This window comes from Streptomyces sp. NBC_01465, assembly GCF_036227325.1.
Lineage (GTDB): Bacteria > Actinomycetota > Actinomycetes > Streptomycetales > Streptomycetaceae > Streptomyces.
Genome location: NZ_CP109467.1, coordinates 271,384 through 294,342 on the forward strand (window position 1 = coordinate 271,384; position 22,959 = coordinate 294,342).

General features: G+C 71.1%; 23 protein-coding genes and 1 pseudogene. 14 read left to right on the forward strand and 10 right to left on the reverse strand.

Features of this window, described 5'->3' with window-relative positions; all coding sequences use genetic code 11:
* Positions 1-2 precede the first annotated feature (2 nt).
* The gene (locus OG707_RS01065; protein WP_329113285.1) at positions 3-2,384 is read left to right on the forward strand and encodes a polysaccharide lyase 8 family protein; all 2,382 of its coding nucleotides are present in this window, start codon (positions 3-5) and stop codon (positions 2,382-2,384) included.
* Between the two features lie 2 nt (positions 2,385-2,386).
* The gene (locus OG707_RS01070) at positions 2,387-3,358 is read left to right on the forward strand and encodes an acetylxylan esterase (RefSeq protein ID WP_329113287.1); all 972 of its coding nucleotides are present in this window, start codon (positions 2,387-2,389) and stop codon (positions 3,356-3,358) included.
* Here the strand turns inward: OG707_RS01070 and OG707_RS01075 are convergent.
* The 3 genes from OG707_RS01075 to OG707_RS01085 are packed head-to-tail and all read right to left on the reverse strand — an operon-like array spanning position 3,355 to position 8,141.
* A complete protein-coding gene (locus tag OG707_RS01075) occupies positions 3,355-4,917 on the reverse strand; it encodes a phytoene desaturase family protein (RefSeq protein ID WP_329113289.1) in 1,563 nt (520 codons plus the stop codon). The genes OG707_RS01070 and OG707_RS01075 overlap by 4 nt on opposite strands.
* A gap of 39 nt (positions 4,918-4,956) precedes the next feature.
* On the reverse strand, positions 4,957-7,233 hold the full coding sequence (locus OG707_RS01080) for a serine/threonine-protein kinase (protein ID WP_329113291.1): 2,277 nt from the start codon (positions 7,231-7,233) through the stop codon (positions 4,957-4,959).
* The gene (locus OG707_RS01085) at positions 7,215-8,141 is read right to left on the reverse strand and encodes an oxygenase MpaB family protein (RefSeq protein WP_329113294.1); all 927 of its coding nucleotides are present in this window, start codon (positions 8,139-8,141) and stop codon (positions 7,215-7,217) included. Before OG707_RS01085 ends, OG707_RS01080 begins: the two co-directional genes overlap by 19 nt.
* A gap of 128 nt (positions 8,142-8,269) precedes the next feature.
* On the opposite strand from OG707_RS01085, the gene OG707_RS01090 reads away from it, so the two are divergent.
* The 8 genes and pseudogenes from OG707_RS01090 (at position 8,270) to OG707_RS01125 (ending at position 12,969) form a co-directional block, all read left to right on the forward strand.
* Complete coding sequence (locus OG707_RS01090; RefSeq protein ID WP_329113296.1) at positions 8,270-9,889, forward strand: FAD-dependent oxidoreductase; 1,620 nt, start codon at positions 8,270-8,272, stop codon at positions 9,887-9,889.
* Between the two features lie 38 nt (positions 9,890-9,927).
* A complete protein-coding gene (locus OG707_RS01095) occupies positions 9,928-10,494 on the forward strand; it encodes a rhodanese-like domain-containing protein (protein ID WP_329113298.1) in 567 nt (188 codons plus the stop codon).
* Positions 10,495-10,511: 17 nt separating this feature from the next.
* The gene (locus tag OG707_RS01100; protein WP_329113300.1) at positions 10,512-10,778 is read left to right on the forward strand and encodes a metal-sensitive transcriptional regulator; all 267 of its coding nucleotides are present in this window, start codon (positions 10,512-10,514) and stop codon (positions 10,776-10,778) included.
* A gap of 7 nt (positions 10,779-10,785) precedes the next feature.
* On the forward strand, positions 10,786-11,271 hold the full coding sequence (locus tag OG707_RS01105) for an NUDIX hydrolase (RefSeq protein WP_329113301.1): 486 nt from the start codon (positions 10,786-10,788) through the stop codon (positions 11,269-11,271).
* Between the two features lie 52 nt (positions 11,272-11,323).
* Positions 11,324-11,734: a VOC family protein gene (locus tag OG707_RS01110; RefSeq protein ID WP_329113303.1), complete on the forward strand. Its 411-nt coding sequence runs from the start codon at positions 11,324-11,326 to the stop codon at positions 11,732-11,734.
* 24 nt (positions 11,735-11,758) lie between these two features.
* Positions 11,759-11,989, forward strand: a pseudogene (locus OG707_RS01115) (AraC family transcriptional regulator); the annotation flags it as partial.
* 89 nt (positions 11,990-12,078) lie between these two features.
* A complete protein-coding gene (locus tag OG707_RS01120; protein WP_329113305.1) occupies positions 12,079-12,492 on the forward strand; it encodes a VOC family protein in 414 nt (137 codons plus the stop codon).
* Between the two features lie 42 nt (positions 12,493-12,534).
* Positions 12,535-12,969 (forward strand): YdeI/OmpD-associated family protein, encoded by a 435-nt coding sequence (locus OG707_RS01125; RefSeq protein ID WP_329113307.1) that lies wholly within the window; start codon positions 12,535-12,537, stop codon positions 12,967-12,969.
* A 4-nt stretch (positions 12,970-12,973) separates the two neighbouring features.
* On the opposite strand, the gene OG707_RS01130 is transcribed toward OG707_RS01125, so the two are convergent.
* Both OG707_RS01130 and OG707_RS01135 read right to left on the reverse strand, forming a co-directional pair.
* Positions 12,974-14,152 (reverse strand): acyl-CoA dehydrogenase family protein, encoded by a 1,179-nt coding sequence (locus OG707_RS01130; RefSeq protein WP_329113309.1) that lies wholly within the window; start codon positions 14,150-14,152, stop codon positions 12,974-12,976.
* Between the two features lie 113 nt (positions 14,153-14,265).
* Positions 14,266-14,775 carry a mycothiol transferase gene (locus OG707_RS01135; RefSeq protein ID WP_329113311.1) on the reverse strand — a complete coding sequence of 170 codons (510 nt, stop codon included), beginning with the start codon at positions 14,773-14,775 and terminating at the stop codon, positions 14,266-14,268.
* A 64-nt stretch (positions 14,776-14,839) separates the two neighbouring features.
* On the opposite strand from OG707_RS01135, the gene OG707_RS01140 reads away from it, so the two are divergent.
* Entirely contained in the window at positions 14,840-16,138 is a 1,299-nt protein-coding gene (locus OG707_RS01140; protein WP_329113314.1) for a diacylglycerol/lipid kinase family protein, read from the forward strand.
* A gap of 13 nt (positions 16,139-16,151) precedes the next feature.
* Here OG707_RS01140 and OG707_RS01145 read toward each other — a convergent pair whose 3' ends face one another.
* From OG707_RS01145 to OG707_RS01165, 5 genes are all read right to left on the reverse strand, one after another.
* Entirely contained in the window at positions 16,152-16,403 is a 252-nt protein-coding gene (locus OG707_RS01145) for a hypothetical protein (RefSeq protein WP_329113316.1), read from the reverse strand.
* A gap of 102 nt (positions 16,404-16,505) precedes the next feature.
* On the reverse strand, positions 16,506-17,588 hold the full coding sequence (locus tag OG707_RS01150; protein WP_329113318.1) for a fatty acid desaturase family protein: 1,083 nt from the start codon (positions 17,586-17,588) through the stop codon (positions 16,506-16,508).
* Between the two features lie 16 nt (positions 17,589-17,604).
* Positions 17,605-18,690, reverse strand: coding sequence for a ferredoxin reductase (locus OG707_RS01155; protein WP_329113320.1), 1,086 nt, complete (start codon positions 18,688-18,690; stop codon positions 17,605-17,607).
* Between the two features lie 226 nt (positions 18,691-18,916).
* Positions 18,917-20,560, reverse strand: a complete 1,644-nt coding sequence (locus tag OG707_RS01160; RefSeq protein ID WP_329113322.1) for a GMC oxidoreductase — start codon at positions 20,558-20,560, stop codon at positions 18,917-18,919.
* Positions 20,561-20,666: 106 nt separating this feature from the next.
* Positions 20,667-21,245 carry a histidine phosphatase family protein gene (locus OG707_RS01165; protein WP_329113324.1) on the reverse strand — a complete coding sequence of 193 codons (579 nt, stop codon included), beginning with the start codon at positions 21,243-21,245 and terminating at the stop codon, positions 20,667-20,669.
* 263 nt (positions 21,246-21,508) lie between these two features.
* Between OG707_RS01165 and OG707_RS01170 the strand changes: the two genes are divergently transcribed.
* The 3 genes from OG707_RS01170 to OG707_RS01180 all read left to right on the forward strand — a co-directional run bounded on the left by OG707_RS01170 (position 21,509) and on the right by OG707_RS01180 (position 22,956).
* Complete coding sequence (locus OG707_RS01170) at positions 21,509-21,727, forward strand: CbtB domain-containing protein (RefSeq protein WP_329113326.1); 219 nt, start codon at positions 21,509-21,511, stop codon at positions 21,725-21,727.
* Positions 21,728-21,746: 19 nt separating this feature from the next.
* Positions 21,747-22,511 (forward strand): CbtA family protein, encoded by a 765-nt coding sequence (locus OG707_RS01175; protein WP_329113328.1) that lies wholly within the window; start codon positions 21,747-21,749, stop codon positions 22,509-22,511.
* A gap of 82 nt (positions 22,512-22,593) precedes the next feature.
* The gene (locus OG707_RS01180) at positions 22,594-22,956 is read left to right on the forward strand and encodes a (2Fe-2S) ferredoxin domain-containing protein (RefSeq protein WP_329113330.1); all 363 of its coding nucleotides are present in this window, start codon (positions 22,594-22,596) and stop codon (positions 22,954-22,956) included.
* Positions 22,957-22,959: the final 3 nt, after the last annotated feature.

Sequence of the window (22,959 nt, forward strand, 5' to 3'; positions counted from 1 at the left end):
CCATGACATCAGGCACCACCAGACGCACCGTCCTCGTGGGCGCGGCCGCACTCTCCACCGCCCTCGCCCTGCCCGCGATACCGGCCCTCGCCGCCACCGGTGACGCCGCGGCCCTCCGCACCCGCTGGCACACCCTCCTCACCGGAGGCCCCGGACTCGACCTGACCGACCCCCGGATCGCCGCCGCCGTGGCCCGGATCGGCAAGACGGCGACCACCACGGCGAAGGGGCTCGACCCGACGCGCACCGACGGTCTGTGGCCGGATCTGACGAGCACCACGCTCTCCAACCACGTCACCACCTCCTTCAAGCGCATCGCCACGATCGCCACCGCCTGGGCCGTGCCCGGCACCCCCCAGTACGGGGACGCGGCCACCGCTCAGCTGCTCCTGGCCTCGCTGGACTGGATGCTGACGCACCGCTACGGGCCCGGCATGACGCGGTTCGACAACGACTGGGACTGGGAGATCGGCTCGGCGCTCGCCCTCAACGATGCCGCCGTCCTGCTGTACGACGCCCTCGGTACGGAACGGCTGACCCGTATCACCGACGCCGTCCGCTCGTACACGCCCGACCCGAACCTCTGGCGCGTCGACCGCCAGATCGCGACCGGCGCCAACCGGGTGTGGATCTCCACGGTCGTCGCCGTCAACGCCGTCCTGAGCGACGACGGCGCCGCGCTGACCCGGGTCCGTGACGCGCTCTCGGACGTGGAGGGCGGCGGAGCCAACAGCGTCCTGGCCTTCAACGACCGTACGGGCGGCGCCGACGGGACCGGCGAGGGCTTCTACTCCGACGGCTCCTTCCTCCAGCACTACAAGCACCCCTACAACGGCGGCTACGGCAAGGAGCTCCTCAACAACCTCTCCCGGCTGTTGAATCTGCTCGCCTCCTCCGAGTGGACCGTCACCGACCCGGACCTCGACAACGTCCGCCGCTGGGTCGACGACGGCTTCGACCCGCTGATCGCGCGCGGTGACGTGATGGCCTCGGTGTGCGGACGGGAGATCGCCCGCCCCAGCAAGCAGGGCCATGTCTCCGCGCAGACGGTCATCGAGGCGGTGCTGCGGCTGATCCCCGGCTTCCCCGGGGAGACCGCGGACCGCTTCACCGCGCTGGTCAAGCAGTGGATCACCGAGGACACCTACCGCGACTTCCTGGCCGCCACCGACCTGGCCTCGCTGGTGGCAGCGCAGCAGGTCCTCGCGGGTCCCGTCCCCGCACGCGGCCCGCTGGTCACGCACAAGCAGCACCCGCTGATGGACAAAGCGGCGCACCACCGCCCCGCCTTCGCGCTCGGCATCTCCGCGTACTCGACCCGTATCTACAACTACGAGTCGATCCAGAACGAGAACCTCCACGCCTGGCACCTCTCCGACGGCATGGTGCTCCTCTACACCGACGACCTCGGCCACTACAGCGAGGACTACTGGCCGACCGTCGACCCGACGCGCCTGCCCGGCATCACGGTGGTCGCCGGGCGCCCCGCCGACGCGGACGGGCAGCGCACCACGTCGACCGCGGACTGGGCGGGCGGCACCGCGCTGCCGGGGACGACGCTCGGTGCGTACGGCATGGAGCTGCGCGCGTACGGGAGTTCACTCCGCGCGCTGAAGAGCTGGTTCTGTCTGGACGACGTGATCGCGTGCGTGGGCTCGGGGATCACCGCGGACGCGGGCACGGTCGAGACGATCGTGGAGAACCGCAAGCTGCGGGACCCGGCCGCGCCCCTCACCGTCAACGGCTCCCCCGCGTCCACCGCCCCCGGCACCGCCGACCTCGACGCGGTGCGCTGGCTGCACGTGGAGGGCACGGGCGGTTACGTCTTCCCGCAGCCGGCCCGCGTCCGGACGCTGCGCGAGCAACGCACCGCGACCTGGCGGGAGATCAACCTCAAGTACGGGACAGACACCCCTGTCACCCGCCCGTACCTGACGCTCTGGCACGACCACGGCACGGCCCCGTCCGACGCCGGCTACTTCTGGCTCCAGGCGCCCGCCGCCTCCGCCGCCCGCACCGGGCAGCTGGCCGCCGCCCCGCCGGTGCGTGCCGTCGCCACGACGACCGCCGTGCACGCGGTGCGCCGCTGCGCCGACGGGCTGCTCGCGGCGAACTTCTGGGCGGCGGGCCGGGCGCAGGAACTGACCGCCGACGGACCGGCATCGGTCCTGCTGCGGCCGCAGGGCAAGACGGTGACCGTCTCCCTCTCCGACCCCACACAGCTGCGCGCGCAGGTGGTCGTCGACCTGGCGCTGCGCGGCCTCAAGGTTCTCTCGGCCGATCCGGGCGTACGGACCGAGCCCACCCCCGACGGCATCCGCGTCACCGCCGACACGGCCGGCCTGCGCGGCGCGACCCTCACCCTCACTCTGACAAGGAGCTGACCTTGCTGTTCGACATGCCCCTGGACCGGCTGCGCGACTACCGGCCGGAGCCGGAGGAGCCCGCGGACTTCGACGCGTTCTGGGAGAAGACCCTTACTGAGACGCAGCGCCACCCGCTGGACGCCCAATTCGCCCGGCACGAGAGCGGGTTGGCGACCGTCGACGTCTTCGACGTGACGTTCAGCGGCTGGGGCGGGCAGCCTGTGAAGGCGTGGCTGATGCTGCCGCGCGTCCGCAGCGGGCCGCTGCCTGCCGTCGTCCAGTACATCGGCTACAACGGGGGCCGGGGCATCCCGTACTCCTGGCTGACCTGGAGCGCGCTGGGCTACGCCCATCTGGTGATGGACAACCGGGGCCAGGGCGGCGGCGGCAAGAACACCGCCGACACCCCCGACATCGCCCCCGAGGGGCACGGCTCCTCGTCCCCCGGCTTCCTCACCAGCGGCATCGAGGACCCCTACCGGCACTACTACCGTCGGTTGATCACCGACGCCGTGCGGGCCGTCGACGCGGTCAAGGCCCACCCCGAGGTGGACTCCTCGCGCGTCGCGGTACTCGGCGGCAGCCAGGGCGGCGGGCTGACGCTGGCCGTCGCCGGACTGCGGGACGACGTGGTGGCGGCCGTCGCCGACGTACCGTTCCTCTCCCACTACCGGCGCGCCTCGCAGATCACCGACAGCGGCCCCTACGCGGAGATCGCCCGCTGGCTCTCGGGCCACCGCTTCTCGGTGGAGCGGGCGATGGAGACCCTGTCGTACTTCGACGCGGTCAACTTCGCCGCCCGCGCGACCTGTCCGGCCTGGTTCTCGGTGGGCCTGATGGACAAGGTCTGCCCGTCCTCGACGGTCTTCGCCGCCTACCACCGCTATGCGGGCCCCGCGGAGATCGAGGTCTTTCCGTACAACGGGCACGAGGGCGGCGCCGAGTACGACCTGCCGCGCAAACTGGCCGCGCTGCGGGGGGTCTTCGGTTAGGGGGTCCCCTCCAGTACGGCCATGGCGGCGTTGTGGCCGGGGATGCCGCTGACGCCGCCGCCGCGGACCGCGCCCGCACCGCAGAGCAGGACGTTCGCGTGCGCGGTCTCGACGCCCCAGCGGCCGGTCGACTCGTCCGCGTACGGGAAGGCGAGGGCCCGGTGGAAGATGTTTCCGCCGGGCAGCCGCAGATCGCGCTCCAGGTCGAGCGGGGTCTTCGCCTCGATGCAGGGGCGGCCGTCCTCGTCGAGGGCCAGGCAGTCGGCGATGGGCTCGTCGAGGTGGGCGTCGAGCTGCGCGAGGGTGGACTTCAGGAGCTCGTCGCGGGCCGTGTCGTTGTCCTGCGCGAAGAGGCGTGCGGGGGTGTGCAGGCCGAAGAGAGTGAGGGTCTGGTAGCCCTCGGCGGCGAGTTCGGGGCCCAGGATCGAGGGGTCGGTCAGGGAGTGGCAGTAGATCTCCGAGGGCGGCGCGCTCGGGAGCCGGCCGGAGGCGGCCTCCTCGTACGCGGTCCCCAACTGCCCGTATCCCTCGGCGATGTGGAAGGTTCCCGCGAAGGCCTCGCGCGGGTCGACGGAGCGGTCGCGGAGTCGGGGCAGCCGGCGCAGCAGCATGTTGACCTTGAGCTGGGCGCCCTCGGCCGGGTCGGCGGGTTCGTCGCCGACGAGCTCGGCCAGGGCCTGCGGCGAGGCGTTCACCAGGACGTGCCGGGCGGCGACCGCCGTCTCGGTGCTGTCGTCGCGGAAGGTGACCTCGGCGCGGGTCCCGTCGGTCTCGATACGGGTGGCCTCGCGGCCCGTGACGATCTCCGCGCCCGCGTCGCGCGCGGCCGCGGCGAGGGCGTCGGTGAGGGCGCCCATGCCGCCGACGGGGACGTTCCAGTCGCCGGTGCTGTTGCCGATGACGTGGTAGAGGAAGCAGCGGTTCTGGGCGAGTGACGGGTCGTGGGCGTCGGCGAAGGTGCCGATGAGGGCGTCCGTGAGGACGACGCCGCGGACCAGGTCGTCGGCGAACTCGCGCTCGACGGCAACCCCAAGGGGCTCCTCGAAGAGCATCCGCCAGGCGTCGTCGTCACCGATGCGCGACCGGAGTGCGGCGCGGGTGGGAAGCGGCCCTGTCAGGGTGGGGAAGACCCGTTCGGCGACGTGGCGCATCGTTCCGTAGAACCGCTGCCAGGAGGCGTACTCGCGGTCGCTGCCGGTGAGCGCGGCGAAGGAGGCGCGGGTGCGGTCCTCTCCCCCGCCGACGAGCAGGCCGGTGGGGCGGCCGTCGCGCAGGGCCGGGGTGTACGAGGAGACGGTGCGCTCCCGTACCGCGAAGTCGAGCCCGAGCTCGCGGACGATCTTCTGCGGCAGGAGGCTGACGAGGTACGAGTAGCGGGAGAGGCGTGCGTCGACCCCGGCGAAGGGCCGGGTGGAGACGGCGGCTCCGCCGGTCCGGCCGAGGCGCTCCAGGACGAGGACGGAGCGTCCTGCGCGGGCCAGGTAGGCGGCGGCGACCAGACCGTTGTGGCCACCGCCGACGATCACGACGTCGTACGCGTCACGAGTGGGTGCGTGCATGTCTCTTCGTAACACGTGGTGATCACCGGCGGCCAGACCTCAGTGCGCTCCGGACCCGCGCTGCTGGCGCAGGGCTGCGACGCGGCGGTACAGCTCCACCGCCTCGGGGCCCCTGCCGAGCTGTTCCAGACAGTGTGCTTCGTCGTTGCGGCTGGCCAGGGCGTCGGGATGGTCCGCGCCCAGGACCCGCTCGCGGGATTCCGCGACCGTGCGGTACACGGCGAGCGCGTCTCCCCAGCGGCCCAGCCAGCCCAGACCGACCGCGACCTCGCGGCGGCTGACGAGGGTGTCGGGGTGGTCCGCGCCCAGGACCCGCTCGCGGATCGCGCACACGTCACGGGCCTCGGTCAGCGCCTCCTCCCAGCGCGCCAGGCGGCCCAGGTTGACGCCCAGGCCGTGGCGGGCGCGCAGCGTCTCGGGGTGGTTCGGGCCGTGCACGCGGGTGCGGTCGTCGACCAGGGTGCGGTAGAGCTCCAGGGCCTCCGCGCTGCGGCCCAGGCGGCCCAGGCTGATGCCGACCTCGTAGCGGGCGGCAAGGGTGTCGGGGTGGTCGGGACCCAGCGCCCGCTCGCGGGCCGCCGCGACCTCGCGGTAGGTCTGCAGCGCCTCCGGCCAGCGCCCCAACTGACCTAGCGCGTAGGCGACTTCATAACGCGTGACCAGCGTGTCCGGGTGGGTTGCGCCGAGGACGCGGGCGCGCGCGGAGGCCACTTCGTGCGCCATCCGGTACGAGTCCTCCAGGCGCCCCAGCCTGCTGAGGTTGAACGCGAGGTTGTGCCGGCAGCGCAGGGTGTCCGCGTGGTCCGGACCGACCGTCCGCTCGCGGGCGGCGAGAACTGCCACGTACACCTGATGCGCCTCGAAGTGGCGGCCGAGCTGCCCCAGGACGTACGCCATCTCCTGCCGCGCGCCCAGCGTTTCGGGGTGGTCGGCGCCGAGCGAACGCTCGCGGCCGTCGGCGACCCGGGAGAACTCGCGCAGCGCGTCGGCGGCAAGTCCCGTGCGGCTGAGGGTGAACCCGACCTCGTAGTGACTGGAGAGCGTGTCCGGATGGTCGGGGCCGAGCAGTTGCTCGCGCTCGGCGGCGACGGTGCGGTGCACCTCGCCCGCCTCGTTCCAGCGGCCGAGCCGGCTGAGGCTGAGTCCGGCGTTGTGCTGGCTGGCGAGGACGGCGAGCCGTTCGGGCGACGGGGTGGGGTGCTCGGTCCTGGGAGGCTGTACGGGTGTGCCGGACCGGGGCGAAGCGGGCGTCGTCCACTCGCCGGTGAGGGCCGCCGCGTGGTCGGGCGGGGTGGGGGTGAGCGTCCGGGTGCCGGTCGCCTTGTGCCCGGTGGTCATGCCGCGGGTCCAGGACGGCAGGCGCGGGGCGCGCGACGGCGGCTGTTCGGGGCGCTGCTCGGGGGCGCGCAGGGCGGGCAGGGCGGGCAGCTGCTGGGCGGGGAGGGTGTGGCCGGGGGTGTTCCCGGCGTGGTACCCGGCGGCGAGCCTGCGGCCCAGGTCCCTGGCGTCCTCGGGCCGCTCCTCCGGGGACTTGGCGAGGAGGTCGAGGACGGCTCGGTTGAAGTACTCCGGCAGTTCGGCACGGTGGGTGCGCGGCGGCTCGGGGATCGTGTCGCGGTGGCCGACGAGGACCGCCCAGGCGTCGTCGAGGTCGAAGGGCGGGACGCCGGTGGAGATCTCGTACAGGACGCAGCCGAAGGAGTAGAGGTCGCTGCGGTGGTCGACATGGCCGCCGCTGATCTGCTCGGGCGACATGTAGTGCGGGGTGCCCATGGCGATGCCGGTGCCGGTGAGCCGCGAGGTGAAGCCGATGTCGTGGCCGAGGCGGGCGATGCCGAAGTCGCAGATCTTCACCGTGCCGTCGGTGAGTCGCATGATGTTCGCGGGCTTCAGGTCCCGGTGGACGATGCCCTGTTCGTGCGTGTACGCGAGGGCCGCGGAGACCTGCTGCGCGATGTCGACGACGTCGGCCACGGGCAGCGGGTGCTGTTTGTTGGCCTCCAGGAGCTGGCTGAGGTTGCGGCCGTCGAGCAGCTCCATGACCAGATAGAGGACGCCGTCGTCCTCGCCGAAGTCATGGACGACGGTGACCCCGCGGTGCTGGAGCGCGGCCGCCACCCGTGCCTCGCGCCGGAAACGTTCGCGCAGCACTCTGGTGAACGACTGGTCCTGCTGCGGTCCCAGTGGCTTGAGGCATTTGACCGCGACGCGCCGGCCCAGCGACTCGTCCGTCGCCCGCCACACCTCGCCCATGCCGCCGCGCCCGATCAGATCGAGCAGCCGGTACCGGCCGTGGATCAGCCTGGTGTCCGCCATCTCGTGCTGTCGCCCCCGTTGTGTCGCTTCGCCCTCCCCGGCTCGTCCAGTATGGCTGCCCGGCCCGGGAGTTTGTACGGGGCAGGCCGCGCGTCGGGGCCCAGGCGCGTCATTGCTTTCAGAATGTGACCTGGGGGCAGCTGCCAGCGCATACGCCCGGGGATGCAGCGCAGGAGGTTTCCCGTGACGGTGAGTTGACGGCTGACGGCTTCTGGGGCGGGCGCGCTCCTGCCGTACAGCTCATGGGCGTAAGGGGGCAGGGAGGCGTACGCGAGGGCTGCCACGCGCCGCCAGATCACTTCACGCGCCGGGACGAGCAGGGCATGGATCGGGGGCCGCCGCAGAAAGTCGTCGACTTCGCGGGCGTCCGCACCGGCGGCGAGTTCGGGCCGTACTTTCTCGAAGTACGCGGCCAGTTCGGCGGTGCTGGAGGGAACCCCGTCCGGGTCGAGGCCGACGAGGCGTGCGCCCTGGCGGTGTTCGTCGACGTAGCGGTCGGCCTGCGCCCTGCTGATCGGGTAGCCGGAGCGGCGCAGGACCTGGAGGTAGGAGTCGACTTCCGCGCAGTGCACCCACAGGAGCAGGTCGGGTTCGTCGACGCCGTACCGCTCTCCCGTCCGCGAGTCGGTGGCCCCGAGCCTGCTGTGGATCTTCCGGATGCGGGCGCCGGCCTTCTCGGCGGCGTCGGTGGTGCCGTAGGTGATGGTCCCGACGAACCCGGCGGTACGCATCAGCCGCCCCCAGGCGTCGCGCCGGAAGTCCGAGTTCTCCATGACCCCGCGCACGGCCCGGGGATGAAGCGCCTGGAGGTACAGGGCCCGGATTCCGCCGATCCACATGACCGGGTCCGCGTGCACCTGCCAGGTCACCGAGTCGGGGCCGAAGAGTCCCGGGTCCGCGTCGCTCATGCCGCACCTCCTGACCGCAGGCTATCCCGGCCGACTCCAGCCCCGCTCAGATACCCCCCGGGGCATCTTCTGATACCCTGGGGGGTATACACACCAGGGGGCACGAGCAGCTGAGCCAGGAGAAGCACATGAAGGTCATCGTGATCGGAGGCGTGGCCGGCGGTATGTCCGCCGCGACGCGTCTGCGCCGTCTCGACGAGCAGGCCGAGATCGTCGTGCTGGAGCGCGGCGCCCACGTCAGCTACGCCAACTGTGGCCTTCCGTACTTTCTCGGCGGCGCGATCGAGGAACGTGACGCGCTGCTCCTGCAGACCCCCGAGTCGCTCGACGCCCGCTTCCGCATCGACGTGCGCGTACGGCACGAGGCCGTCGCCGTCGACCGCGCCTCCCGTACCGTCCGCGTGCGCGAGGTGGCGGGCGGCCGCACGTACGAGGAGTCGTACGACCGCCTCGTCCTCAGCCCCGGCGCCCGCCCCTTCGTCCCTGACCTGCCCGGCATCGAGCGCGCCCGGACGCTGCGGGACGTGACGGACGCCGACCGGATCGCCGGGGACCTCGGCGCGGGCGCCCGCACCGCGGTCGTCGTGGGCGGCGGTTTCATCGGGGTCGAGGCCGCGGAGAACCTGCGCGAGCGCGGTCTTGACGTCACCCTCGTCGAGCTCGCCGACCAGGTCCTCGCCCCGCTCGACCCCGAGATGGCGGCACCGGTCGCCGCCCGGCTGCGCGAGCACGGCGTGCGGGTCGAGCTGGGCGCACAGCTCGACAAGGTCCTGCCGGACTCCGTCGTCCTCGCCGACGGCCGGACGCTGCCGGCCGATCTGGTCCTGCTCTCCATCGGCGTACGGCCCGAGACCGCTCTGGCGGTGGAGGCCGGCCTGGAGATCGGGCCGCGCGGCGGCATCGCGGTGGACGCTTCCGGGCGCACCAGCGACCCGGAGATCTACGCGGTCGGCGACGCCGCCGAGAAGCGCGACGCCCTCACCGGTGATTCCGTACTCGTACCGCTGGCCAATCTCGCGAACCGGCACGGCCGGCTCGTCGCGGACGCCATCGCGGGGCGCAAGGTGACCGCCCGGCCCGCCACATCGACCGCCGTGGTCAAGGTCTTCGACCTGACGGCCGCCGCGACAGGGTGGAACGAGAAGCGGCTGCGCGCCGCCGGCCACCCGTACCAGGCGGTCCATCTGCACCCGGGCTCGCACGCCGGGTACTACCCCGGCGCCTCCCCCATCGCGCTGAAGCTGCTCTTCGACCCGCGCGACCAGCGGATTCTCGGCGCCCAGGCGGTCGGCACCGACGGCGTCGACAAGCGGATCGACGTCATCGCCACCGCGATGGCGGGCGGCCTCACCGCACCCGATCTCGCCGATCTGGAGCTGGCGTACGCCCCGCCGTACGGATCGGCCAAGGACCCCGTGAACATGGCAGGCCTGATCGCGGACAACCTCACCACCGGCACGGTCCGCACCGTGCAGTGGCACGAACTCGACGCCGGTGACGGGGCGACAGTCCTGGACGTACGCACACGCGACGAGCACGCCCAGGGTGCGATCCCCGGCGCGGTCAACATCCCCCTCGACGAACTGCGCGACCGCGCGGCCGAGTTGCCGGAGGGCGAACTGATCGTTCACTGTCAGGTGGGCCTGCGCGGCCACAACGCCCAGCGGCTCCTCGCCGGTCTCGGCCGTGACGCCGCCAACCTCGACGGCGGCTACGCCACCTGGGCCGCCGCCCACACCACCGTCTGACCTCCCCCGCCCGCCCGCAACACCCGGAGAGCACCACTGTGATCGAGACCATCTCCCCCGCCGAGCTGAACCTGCGCGACCTGGACAAGACGTACGTCCTCGACGTCCGGGCCCCCGGCGAGTACGCCGCCGGACACATCCCCGGCGCGATCAACGTCCCCCTGGACAGCCTTGGCGAGCTCGTGCCCGACCTGCGCGAGGCCTCGGCCCGCCGTGAACTCGTGGTCGTCTGCGCCGCGGGCAGCCGGTCCGCCACCGCCTGCGAACGACTGGCGGCCGCCGACGTCAGGGCCACCGGCCTGACGGGCGGAACCCAGGCCTGGCAGGCGGCCGGCCTTCCCGTCGACACCGCCCCGCACGAGGGACGCGCCGTCTGGGCGATGGACCGCCAAGTCCGTTTCACCGCAGGGATGTTGGTGCTGACCGGCCTCGCCGTCGGCCTGCGCGCACCGAGGGCACGGCTCATCTCTGCCGGGGTGGCTTCGGGCCTGGTCTACTCGGGACTGAGCAACACCTGCGGCATGGCTGCGGTCCTCGGCAAACTGCCTTTCAACCGCCCCTCGTCCGCGACGCTGGACTCCACCCGGCGCGCACTGCGCGACTGAGCCCCGAAGGAGAGATCATGAGCGGCAACCAGGAAGCGATGACTCCCGTCCTCAACCGGCTGCGCCGCGCCCAGGGGCAGTTGGCCGCGGTGATCACCATGATCGAGGCGGGCAGGGACTGCAAGGACGTGGTCACTCAGCTGGCCGCCGTCTCCCGCGCCCTGGACCGCGCCGGATTCAAGATCATCGCCTCCGGCATGCGGGACTGCATCAACACGGCAGACGGCGAGCAACCACCGCTCACCGAGGCCGAGTTGGAGAAGCTCTTCCTGGCACTGGCCTGAGCGCGCGATGCCCGCCCACAACCCGTCGTACACAGTCCACCGCGGCGTCGAAGTGCCCGATCCTGCGCCGGACGAGATCTGGACCGTCGGCGCCGTCATCCTCGACCGGCACGGCCGGGCCTTCGCCCAGAAGCGCAGCCCCGACCGCCGTCTGTTTCCCGACACCTGGGACATCGTGGGCGGACACGTCGAGGCCGGCGAGACATTGCTGGAGGCCCTTGCGCGCGAAGTCGAGGAGGAGACGGGCTGGCGCCTGACCCACGTGCGGCAGTTCCTCGGCACCACCACCTGGACGGGCGACGACGGCGGTGGACTCCGTCACGAGGCCGACTATCTCGTCGAGGTCGACGGCGACTTGGACCACCCCACGCTGGAGTGGTCCAAGCACTCCGCCCACGACTGGTTCGACGCCGGCAACCTCGCCCGCCTCAAGGAGAACCGCAGCCCCGGGGAGTTCTTGATCCACGACCTCGTCGCCCGAGTCGTGACCTGACCGATCAGGAATCAAGAAGCGCGGTGCACGCAGCCGCTCTAGCCTGCTGACCATGGACATCACCATTCACACGACGGCGCTGCCCCACGACGACCCGGACGCGTCGCTCGCCTTCTACCGCGACGTCCTCGGCTTCGAGGTCCGCAGCGATGTCGGGCAGGGCAGGATGCGCTGGATCACGGTCGGCCCGCCCGGCCAGCCGGGCACGTCGATCCTTCTGGCGCCGCCCGCCGCCGATCCCGGCATCACCGAGGACGAGCGCAACACCATCACCGAGATGATGGCCAAGGGCACCTACGGCTGGATCCTGCTGGCCACCCCGGACCTCAACGCCACGTTCGACAAGGTGCAGGCCGGCGACACCGAAGTCGTCCAGGAGCCGACCGAGCAGCCGTACGGCATCCGCGACTGCGCGTTCCGCGACCCCGCGGGCAACCTGGTCCGCATCCAAGAGCTGCGCTGAGCCGCGACGAGGGGGAGGGTTCACATGTGCCAGTCCGAATGGCGGCGCGCACGCGTCCAGGCGCAGCGCCTGGCCGAGTTCGCGCGGCTGCGCCGGGTCCGCGACCGGATCGACAGGGAATACGCACAGCCGCTGAACGTGGAGGCGCTCGCCCGTGATGCGAACATGCCCGCCGGACAGCTGAGCCGGCAGTTCCGGGCCGCCTACGGCCAGTCGCCGTACGCGTACCTGACGGCGCGCCGCATCGAGCGGGCGGCCAGGACCGGTCAGGAATCGAGAAGCCCCGGCCGCAGTGCGGCCTCTAGCGTGATGGTCACACACAACCCCAGTACAAGGAGCAGGACATGAAGGCGCACGTCAGCTCGATCCTTCTTGGCGTCCGGGACATGGACCGGGCCAAGCAGTTCTACACCGAGGGGCTCGGCTGGAAGATCCAGAGCGACTTCGGCATCTCGGTGTTCTTCGCGTCGGACGGCGCCTCGCCGGTCGGCTTCTACAGCCGCGAGGGCCTCGCCGGCCAGGTGGGCACGGACCAGGAGGGCAGCGGCTTCAGCGGACTGGTCATGACCTATGTCGTCCGCAGCGAGGCGCGGGTCGACGAGATCATGGCGGAGGCCCAGAAGGCCGGCGCCACGGTCCTCAAGCCCGCCGGCGCTCTGCCGTGGGGCGGGTACGGCGGCACCTTCGCCGACCCCGAGGGCTACATCTGGAGTCTCGGCTACAGCGCCCAGGGCGCCGACCAGCCCTACGCGGAGTAGCCACGAGCTCTGCCTCACCGCCTTCCAGGACAGGAGAAGACCATGAAGTTTCAGTCCATTGTCGAGCCGCCCGAGCCCATGCGGGGGCTGGAAGTTCCGCCCGAGGTCGTAGCAGCGCTCGGCGAGGGCTCCCGGCCGCCCGTGACGATCACGATCAACGGGCACTCCTGGAAGAGCCGGCTCGCCCACCTGCGCGGCCGCCACCTGATCGGCCTCAGCCATGCCAACAGGGAGGCCGCGGAGGTGGAGATCGGCGAGGAGATCGAGGTCGAGGTGGAGCTCGACACCGAGCCGCGCGTCGTCGTCGAACCTGCGGACTTCACGCAGGCCCTGGACGACGACCCGGCTGCCCGCGCCGCCTACGACCACCTCTCGTACAGCCGCAAGCGCGAGCACGTGCGCGCCATCGAGAGCGCGAAGAAGCCCGAGACGCGCCAACGGCGCATCGAGAAGGCCATCGCCACCCTGGGAAGCTGATGCGTCAGCGGCGTACGCGCGGCATTCCCAGGCCGATCCAGGAGATGATCTCGCGCTGGATCTCGTTGTTGCCTCCGCCGAAGGTGAAGATGACGGCGGACCGGTAGCCGCGCTCCAGCTCACCGTGGAGCACGGTTCCCGCCGAGCCCTCCTTCAGTGCGCCCGCCGCACCGACGACCTCCATCAGCCAGGCGTACGCGTCCCGGCGCGCCTCCGATCCGTAGACCTTGACGGCGGAGGCGTCCTGGGGAGTGAGGGTGCCGTTCTGGACGGCGTTGACCATCTGCCAGTTGAGGAGCTTCATCGCGTCGAGCTTGGTGTGGGTCTTCGCGAGGCGGCCGCGGACCCAGCCGAGGTCGATGACGCGCCGGCCGTCGGCGAGCTTGGTGTCGGCGGCCCAGCGCTGGACGTTGTGGAGCGCGCGGATGGCCATGGTGCCGTGGGCGGCGAGGGTGACGCGCTCGTGATTGAGCTGGTTGGTGATCAGCCGCCAGCCCTTGTTCTCCTCGCCGACGCGGCGGGTGACGGGGACGCGGATGTTCTCGTAGTAGCTGGCCGTGGTGTCGTGCGAGGCCAGGGTGTTGATGAGGGTGCAGGTGTAGCCGGGGTCCGAGGTCGGGACCAGGAGCATGGTGATGCCCTTGTGGGCCGGGGCGTCGGGGTCGGTGCGTACCGCGAGCCAGACCCAGTCGGCCGTGTCGCCGTTGGTGGTCCAGATCTTCTGGCCGTTGACGATGTACTCGTCGCCCTCGCGCACGGCCCGGGTCTTCAGCGCCGCGAGGTCGGTGCCCGCGTCCGGCTCGCTGTAGCCGATGGCGAAGTCGATCTCGCCCTTGAGGATCTTCGGCAGGAAGTACGCCTTCTGCTCGTCGGTGCCGAACTGCATGATCGTGGGGCCGACGGTGTTGAGCGCCATGAGCGGCAGCGGAACGCCGGCCTGGGCGGCCTCGTCGAAGAAGATGAACTGTTCCATCGGGGAGAGCCCGCGGCCGCCGTACTCCTTGGGCCAGCCGACGCCGAGCCAGCCGTCGGTGCCCAGACGCCGGACGGTCTCGCGGTAGAACTGCTTCTGGGCCGCGGGGTCGCCGTAGCGCGCATAGGCGTTGTCGGGAACCAACTCCGCGAAGTAGGCGCGCAGTTCGGTCCGCAACTGCTGCTGCTCAGGCGTGTATTCGAGGTGCACGGCCCCTCCAGGCGTCTCGCTGTCCGTCCGTCCCTGCGGCGGCGCACACAGTAGAACGTGTTCCAAGAATCCGGAAGGGGCGCGGGCTCCTCACCTGCGGGGGTGACCGATCGTCAGCGGCGTTGCAGCAGGCCCCGTACGTACGCCGCCTGGCCCGCGTGCTGCAGATCGTCGGAGATGACGCTGATCAGCCGCACGCCCAGGGTGACGTGCGGTGTCCACCGTTCGTCGACGATCCGGTCGAGCGCACCGTCGTCGAGGCTCCGTACGAAGGACAGGGTCTGCTCGTGCACGGCGTCGTAGTACCCGCGCAACTGGTCGGCGGAGACGGCCCGGACCGCCGCGACCTCCTTGGCCGTGTGCCCGTACCCCGTCTCTCCGTCGTCGAGGGCCAGTTGGAACCGGCCGGCCCAGCCCTGCGCGGTCCACACCTGGTCGAGACCGGCCGCGTCGGCGACATGGTCGTCCTGTACGCGGGTGAGGTGCCACACCAGCCAGCCGATCGAGTTCGCGCCCTCGTCCGGCCGGAACTCCAGTTCCTCGGGCGAGAGGCCGTCGATCGCGCCGTGCACTTCCTCCTGGACGCGTCCGAACGCGTCCGCCAAAAACTCTGCAGTGTTCATCCGCCCATACTCACCCATGCGCCGTCCGCGGAGTGTTCACCAGCGCCGGGGGTACGCGCCCGGCATGGGAGACCTCCGCACAACCGCCTACGGCCTGTTGTGGCCGGCCGGGGCCGCCGCAATGGGGATGTCGGGCAACCGCCGTGCGCGCCGGGCCGCTCTGCGGGGCGCCGGGTCGATGGTGCTGGCCTCCGCCGCCTGTGCCGTCACCGGGGCGTCACCGTCCGGGTCCGCCGCCTCCGCTGCCGCGTTCACCGCGGGCGTCGCCCTGGAGTCGTCGCGACTGGGGGCCACCCTGGCTCCTGTCGTCGCGGCGGTCACCGTGGCCCGTGCACGTCACGGCGTACACGGTGTCGGCCAGGTCCTCGCAGGCGTCGCCATCGGCGCCGGTGTCGCCGCGGCGACCTGCCGCTGGTGGCCGCTGTACCGGGACGCGCCCGCGGACACCGCGCGGCCGGGCGTCGCCGTCCCCGCGCTGCCCGCGGGGCGGGGGCTGATCGTGGTGGTCAACGGTGACGCGGGCGGTGAAGCCCCCGCCGAGGTCGAGTTGCGGTCGCTGCTCCCGGAGGCGGAGCTGCGCCTCTGCGCCGCCGGCGACGGTCTGGACGCCGTACTCGACCGGGCGGTGAAGGACGTTCTCGACGGCGGCGGCGCGCTGGGCGTGGCCGGTGGGGACGGGACGGTCAACGCGGCAGCCGTACGGGCCGCCGAGAACGGGCTGCCGCTGGCGGTGTTCCCCGCCGGTACGCTCAACCACTTCGCCGCCGACCTCGGGCTGCCCACCCTCGCGTCCGCCGCCGAAGCCGTCGAGGCGGGCTGCGGCGGAGCGGTCGACCTCGGCCGGGTCTCCGGGGCAGGCTCGCGCACGTACTTCCTCAACACCTTCAGCATCGGCGTCTACCCCGAACTCGTCCGGGCCCGCGAGGCCCGCGAAACGCGCCTGGGCAAATGGCCCGCGCTCTGCCTGGGTCTGCTCCGGGTGCTCGCCGACGGCACACCCAGCGAGGTCACCGTCGACGGGAGGCGGCGCCTGCTGTGGCTGCTGTTCGCCGGCAACAGCCGTTACGACCCGCCGGGTTTCGCCCCCACCTACCGCCGCAGCCTCGACGACGGGCTGCTCGACCTCCGCTTCGTGGACGGCAGCCATCCCTTCGCCCGTACGCGGCTCGTCACGGCCTTCCTCACCGGCACCCTCACCCGCTCCCGTGTGTACCAGGCGACCACCGCGACCCGGATACGCATCGGCGGAGTGGGCGATGAGGAGGACTACTCCCGCGACGGAGAGGTGAGCCCCGCCCCCGACACGCTGGTCGTGGACAAGCTGGTCCGCGCGCTGACCGTCTATCTGCCCGTGCCGCGGTGACCGGCCGCTGCGGTCACCGGCGGCTCTCGCTGTCCCGGCGGTCCTGCCGGTTCCACCGGCCGCGGCGCTGACGACGGTACCTGCGGTCCCACCGGTCCTGACGGTCCCGGTAGTCGCGGTACTCGCCGTACTCGGAATCGCTCCCCCGGCCCCGGCCGGACCGGACGAGCCCGAAGACGACGACGGCTGCGGCGATCCACCAGATGGGGTTGGCGAAGCCGAAGCCGAAGAGGATGACGAGAAGGATGAGCAGCAGGACGAACACGGCGGGCCTCCCGGGGGCCGGAGCTGAGTGGCGCGGCCGGGGGCTGGAGCCTCACTCAACAGCGTAGTCCTGCTCAGAGGTTGCCGATACGCTCCCTGTCCTTCAGCGGGAGGGCACGGCGAAGCGCAGGATGCGTACCCAGGTCGATCCGTACTGCTTCCACAGCGGACCGGTGACATAGGGGATGCCGCTGCGCTCGCAGAGCTCACGCACCTGCGGGGCGATCTCAGCGTAGCGATTGCTCGGCAGATCGGGGAAGGCGTGGTGCTCGATCTGGTGGCCGAGGTTGCCGCTCAGGATGTGGAACAGGGGGCCGCCCTCGATGTTGGCCGAGCCCTGGATCTGCCGCAGGTACCAGGCGCCGCGCGACTCGCCGTCGATGTGTTCCTCGGTGAACGTCTGGACGCCCTGGGGGAAGTGGCCGCAGAAGATGATCGTGTGGGTCCACAGGTTGCGCACGGTGTTGGCGGTGAGGTTGCCGAGCAGGCAGGGCAGTGCGGAGGGGCCGGCGAGGAGCGGGAAGAGGACGTAGTCCTTGGCGAGTTGGCGGCCGGCCTTGGCGAGGAGTCCGGTCAGGTCGCCGAACAGGGCACGCAGGGATTTGCGGCCCGCGGCGACGGCATCGGGCTCCAGGTCGTAGAGGGCGATGCCCCACTCGAAGAGGGGCGCGAGGAGGAAGTTGTAGAGGGGCTGGGCGAGATGGCGCGGCTGCCAGCGCTGGTCGGCACTCATCCGGAAGACGACGTAGCCGAGGTCGCGGTCGCGGCCCACGACGTTCGTCCAGGTGTGGTGCAGATGGTTGTGGGTGTGCTTCCAGGCCTCGGCGGGTGTGAGGAAGTCCCATTCCCAGGTGGTGGAGTGGACCGCGGGGTCACCCATCCAGTCCCACTGACCGTGGAGGATGTTGTGGCCCAGTTCCATGTTCTCCAGGATCTTGGCGGTGGCGAGCAGGGCGGTGCCCGCGAACCAGGAGGGAGGGAAGAGGGAGACGGCGAGTGCGGCCCGTCCTCCCGCCTCCAGAGCGCGCTGGGTTGCGATCACGGTGTGGATGTAGCGGGTGTCCTCGGCGCCGCGCGCGGCGATGATCTCGGCGCGGATCCGGTCGAGTTCGTGGCCGAGGGCCTCCTCGGTGGTCGGGGTGAGTTCGGCGTATTCGGTGGTCTCTGTGTGCTCGGTGAGTGTCACGGGGCTCCTTGTGCGCTCAGGCATCGAGGGCGAGCGGACCAGCGGCCGCGGTCACGCAGGTCTGGATCAACTGACCTGTACGGTCGTGGAGTTCACCGGTGCGCAGGTCGCGCACCCGGCCGTGTGTCAGTGGGGTCAGACAGCCGAAGCAGATCCCGCGCCGGCATCCGTACGGCATCGGCACCCCCGCCGCCTCGCCCACTTCGAGAAGGGGCGCCGCCGGGTCCGCGTCGGCTTCGACGCCGGTACGGGTGAACCGCACGCGGCCGCCGGTGGCGTCCGCGCCCGCCGGCAGGACCGGGGAGAGTGCGAAGTGCTCCAGGTGCAGGCGGTCGCCCCGGCCCGACCGCGCCCAGTGCCCCTCGACCGCGTCGAGCAGCGGGGCCGGGCCGCACGCCCAGGTCTCGCGCTCGCGCCAGTCGGGGCACAGGCGGGCCAGGGCGTCCGGGGTGAGCCTGCCGTGCGGGCGGGTGTGGTGCTCGTGGTAGCGGAGCCAGTTCAACTGCCTCCGTGCGACCCGGAGTTCGTAACTGAAGATGCTGTCGCGGGCGGTCGGCGCGCTGTGCACCAGTACGACGTCGGGGTGCGGGGGCCGGCGGCTCATGAGCGTACGGAGCATGCCCATGACCGGGGTGATGCCGCTGCCCGCGGTGAACATCAGCATGCGGGGCGGCAGGACGGCGGGGAGGGCGAACTCCCCCTGGGCGGGCCCGATGCGGAGCACCGCCCCGGGCCGGGTCCGGTGGGCCAGCCGCGGTGAGACCCTGCCGCCGGGAGCCGCTTTGACGGTGATGGTCAGCAGACGGTCGGGCCGGTCCGGGGAGGAGGTGAGGGAGTACGTACGCCAGTGCCGTACGCCGTCCAACTCGACGCCGACCGGAAGGTACTGCCCGGGGCGGTGCCCCGACCAGCCCCGGCCGGGCCTCAGCGTGAGCGTGGTGGTGTCCGGGGTCTCCGCGCGTACGGCCGCCACACGCGCCGCCGGGTGGCGGGCGTCGAGCAGCGGGTCGATCAGACCGAGGTAGTCGTCCGGGGCGAGCGGGCTGGTCAGCCAGGAGGCTGCGGTCAGCAGCCTGCCGACCAGGGCCGGTGTCGCGGGCATCCGCAGCATCCTCTCGTGGCGCAGCGCTGATGCGCTGCGTACGTCGAGTCGTCCCGGGCCCGGCTCCGCCCACGTAACCACGCTTGTGGGGATGTGCGCGTGCCGAGGGGGACTATTCCGCCATGGGCGGGGCTGCGGAGTCCGTGGCGCGCCCGGCCGCCGTCCACCGTGGTCTGCGGGGACGAGGCCGGACGGCCGTGGCGGATATGGCCGGTTCAGCTCATCGCTACAGGTCGGTGGCGATGATCTTCTCGATGTTGCGTTCGGCGAGGGCCGTGATGGTGACGAACGGGTTGACGCTGGTGTTGCCGGGGATCAGCGAGCCGTCGATCACGTACAGGCCCGTGTAGCCGTGCAGGCGGCCGTAGTTGTCGGTCGCCTTGTTCAGCACCGCACCGCCCAGCGGGTGGTACGTGAGGGTGTCGTTCCAGATCTTGTAGACCCCGAAGAGGTCCGTCCGGTAGATCGTCCCTTCCTTGGCGTTGATCTTGTCGAAGATCGTCTTGGCCATGTCGATGGACGTCTGCTTCCAGGCCTGCTGCCAGTCCAGATCGACCTTGCCCGCGGCCGCGTTCCAGGAGAACGAGGCGCGGTGGGGGGTGTTGGTGATCGACAGGTAGAACGAGGCGTACGTCTCGATCCCGGTCGGCAGCGGTGCGACCTCGGCGAAGGCTCCGCCCGCCGTCCAGTTGTCGATGCCGCCGCACGGGATCGACGCCTGGATCTTGCCGGTGGGGTCCCAGAGGTGGTTGGCGCGGCCGCACATGACGTTGCCGTTGTCGCCCCAGCCCTTGCCGATCTCGTCGTTCAGGTTCGGCAGCTTGCCGGTGGCCTTCAGCTTCACCAGCAGCTTGCTGGTTCCGACGCTGCCCGCCCCGAAGAACACCCGGTCGGCGGTCACGGTCTTGGTGACCGTTGTGTCGCCCGTGGTGTTGATCTGATCGATGACCACGGTGTAGCCGCCGCCGGCCGCCGGGGCGACCGAAGTGACCTTGTGCAGAGGCGAGATGGTGACCTTGCCGGTCGCCTTCGCCTGGGCGATGTAGGTCTTCTGCAGCGACTTCTTGCCGTAGTTGTTGCCGTAGAGGATCTCGCCGGCGACGGCCGACTTGGGGACGGTGCCCGCCGACTCCTGCTTCATGTAGTCCCAGTCGTAGACGTCGGGCACGAAGACGAAGGGGAATCCGGACCGCTGGGCGTGCTTCCGGCCGACCCGGGCGAACTGGTAGCAGTCGACCGTGTCGAACCACGCCGGGTCGATGGTGCCGACCCCGAGGTTCGTGTTGGCGCGGGGATAGTAGGTGTTGTACATCTCGTCGGCGTTCACCGACGGGAGGATGGCGGCGAAGTTCTCGCGCTTGGGGGTCACGGCCATGCCCCCGTTGACCAGCGAACCGCCGCCGACGCCGCGGCCCTGGTAGACGGTGATGCCCGCGAAGTCCTCGGCGTCCAGGATCCCGGTGTACTTGGGGATGCTCTTGTCGATCGGGATGCCGAAGAAGTTGCTCAGGGGCTGCTTGGTCTTGGTGCGCAGCCAGTACGAGCGGTTGTCCGGCGTGGTCGTGTTGCAGAAGATCTTGCCGTCCGAACCCGGGGTGTCCCAGGCCATTCCCATCTCGATCATCTGCACGTCGACGCCCGCCTGGGCGAGTCGCAGTGCGGCGACCGAGCCGCCGTATCCGGTGCCGATCACCAGAACCGGAACATGGGCCCCGGAGTCGATGGGGGCGGTTGCGGCCGTGCTGTCCGCCCAGGCCGGGGTGACGCGGGCGGAGAGGGTCAGAGCCCCAAGAATAGAACCCGTTCCAGCTAAGAATCTTCGGCGCGAGACTCCTCTGGAACCTGTACCATGCAAGGTATTGTCACTCATGTGACGTTCCTCACTCTCGCTAGAGTGAGAACAGGTTCTACTGCCGCTGGCATACGAAGTCACTACATACCTCAAGGTAACTTTCGACCCCCTGCTGTCACAGACCTCAGGAAGCGAGTGGGCTGCCGCAGCGCAGATTCCACCGACCGGAACGTCCGCTGAGTTCCGTTGCGGTGAGCGGCACGACGTCGAGCCGCCAGAACGCCTCCGCGGGAAGCGCCAGCGCCCGTACGACCACGGCCCGCACCACCGCGGGTCCTGCGACGGCCACCACCCGCCCGCCTTCGCCGGACAGCCCCTCCAGCCAGGCGCCCGCACGGCCGCAGAGATCGAGCAGCGACTCGCCTCCGTGCGGGGCCGCGCCCGCAACCGTCAGCCACTGGGCCACCGCGTCCGGCTCCTCCGTGCTCACCTCGTCCAGCCGCCGGCCGCGCCACCGCCCCATGTCCCAGTCGCCGAGGGCCGGTTCGGTACGCGCCCGCAGCCCGAGGGCGTCGGCCGTCGCACGGCAGAGCCGCGAGGGGCCGCACAGCTGCCGGTCCGCGGCCGGCAGGGATCCCGCGAAGCGGACGACGCTCCGTACGGCCTCGTCGTCCTGCCCCTCCGAGCCCTCGCCGCCGTCGAACCGAGCCTCGCTCGAGACCGCACGGAGCGCCGGTGAGACCAAGATCACTCGCACTGTCACTTCGGTGCCTTCCGCTCCGTACCGCCCATGTCCCCCAGCACATCACGGCTGTTGGCATGCACCGGCACGCCCCCCTTGCGCTGTAGCGGAGCACCTCGGTAAGGCGGTACGGTCCCGAGGACATGACGAAGGTGTGACGGAAGTCCGGTGAGATCCCGGCACGGTCGCGCCACTGTGTACCCGTATCCGTACGGGAAGTCAGACCCGGCACCTTCGTCTCAGGCACCACGATCGGGACGCGTGTTCCCCCAGGAGGTTCTGCCATGGCACAGACTGCTGCGCCCAGCGCCGTCGACACCCCGGCCATCACACCCATCTCCCTGAAGGCCATTGCCCCTTGGGCGGTCTTCTTCGGCATCCTCATGCTCGTCCTGCTGTACTTCGTCGGCGCCGAACAGGGCGCCACTTCGCTGATCTCCGGCGAGAACGTCCACGAGTGGGTCCACGACGGACGCCACCTGCTCGGCTTCCCCTGCCACTGAGAACCGGGGGTACCCACGCGTGAACTCCATATCGGTCCGCGCCCTCCTGGTGCGCGGCATGCTCGCCGGTCTCGTGGCCGGCGTTCTGGCCCTGGTCGTGGCCTATCTGCTCGGTGAGCCCCGGGTGGACTCGGCCATCGCCCTCGAAAGCCACCACCATGAACACGGCGAGGAACTGGTCAGCCGCTCGCTGCAGTCCACGGCCGGACTCGCCACGGGTGTACTCCTCTTCGGAGTCGCTCTCGGCGGGATCGCCGCGCTGGCGTTCTGCTTCGCACTGGGGCGCATCGGCCGGTTCGGCCCGCGGGCCACTGCCGCGCTGGTCTCCGTCGGCGCGCTGGTGAGCGTGTACGTCGTACCGTTCCTGAAGTACCCGGCCAATCCGCCGGCCGTTGGCGATGCCGACACCATCGGCAAACGCACCACCCTGTACTTCCTGATGATCGCGCTCAGCGTGCTCCTCACCGTCGGGGCGGTCATCCTCGGCAAGCGTCTGGCGCCCCGTCTCGGCAACTGGAACGCGAGTGTCGTCGCCGGTGCGGCTTTCCTCGTCGCCGTCGGTCTCTCCTACGCCTTCCTGCCCTCGGTCAACGAGGTCCCGAAGGAGTTCCCGGCCACGCTGCTCTGGCAGTTCAGGCTGGCGGCCCTGGGGATCCAGCTGACCCTGTGGACCGGCTTCGGCCTGCTCTTCGGCCACCTCGCCGAGCGTCTGCTCGTCCCGAAGGCCACCGCGGCGACCCGGGAGAACCAGGCCGTCGCACGGGCCGCGGCTCCCGTGAACTGACCGCGCGCACCCCCATGCGGAACCCGCCGGAACACCACCGGCGGGTTCCGCATGTCCAACCCTCCGAAGGGTCCCCTCCCCCATGCCCACGGTCACCGTGTGCCGCGACTGCTGCTGCGGCTCCGCTGTCAAAGTCCCCTACCTGGACCACGAGGCCCAACTGACCGATCTGCGCGCCTCGTTGGCGGGCGTCGCGAAGGTCCGGCGGGCCGACTGCCTCGACGCGTGCGAACGCGCCAATGTCATCGTCGTCCAGCCCTCGCCCGAAGGCCGCAAGGCCGGGGGCCGCCCCGTCTGGCTCGGCCTGGTGAACGACCCCGGCGCCGCCGAGGACATCGTCACCTGGGTCAGGAGCGGCGGCCCCGGCCTGGCGGAGCCGCCCGAGATCCTCGACTTCTACGTCTTCAAGCCCTCGCGCCGTATCCAGCGCGAGCTCGACCGCTGACCA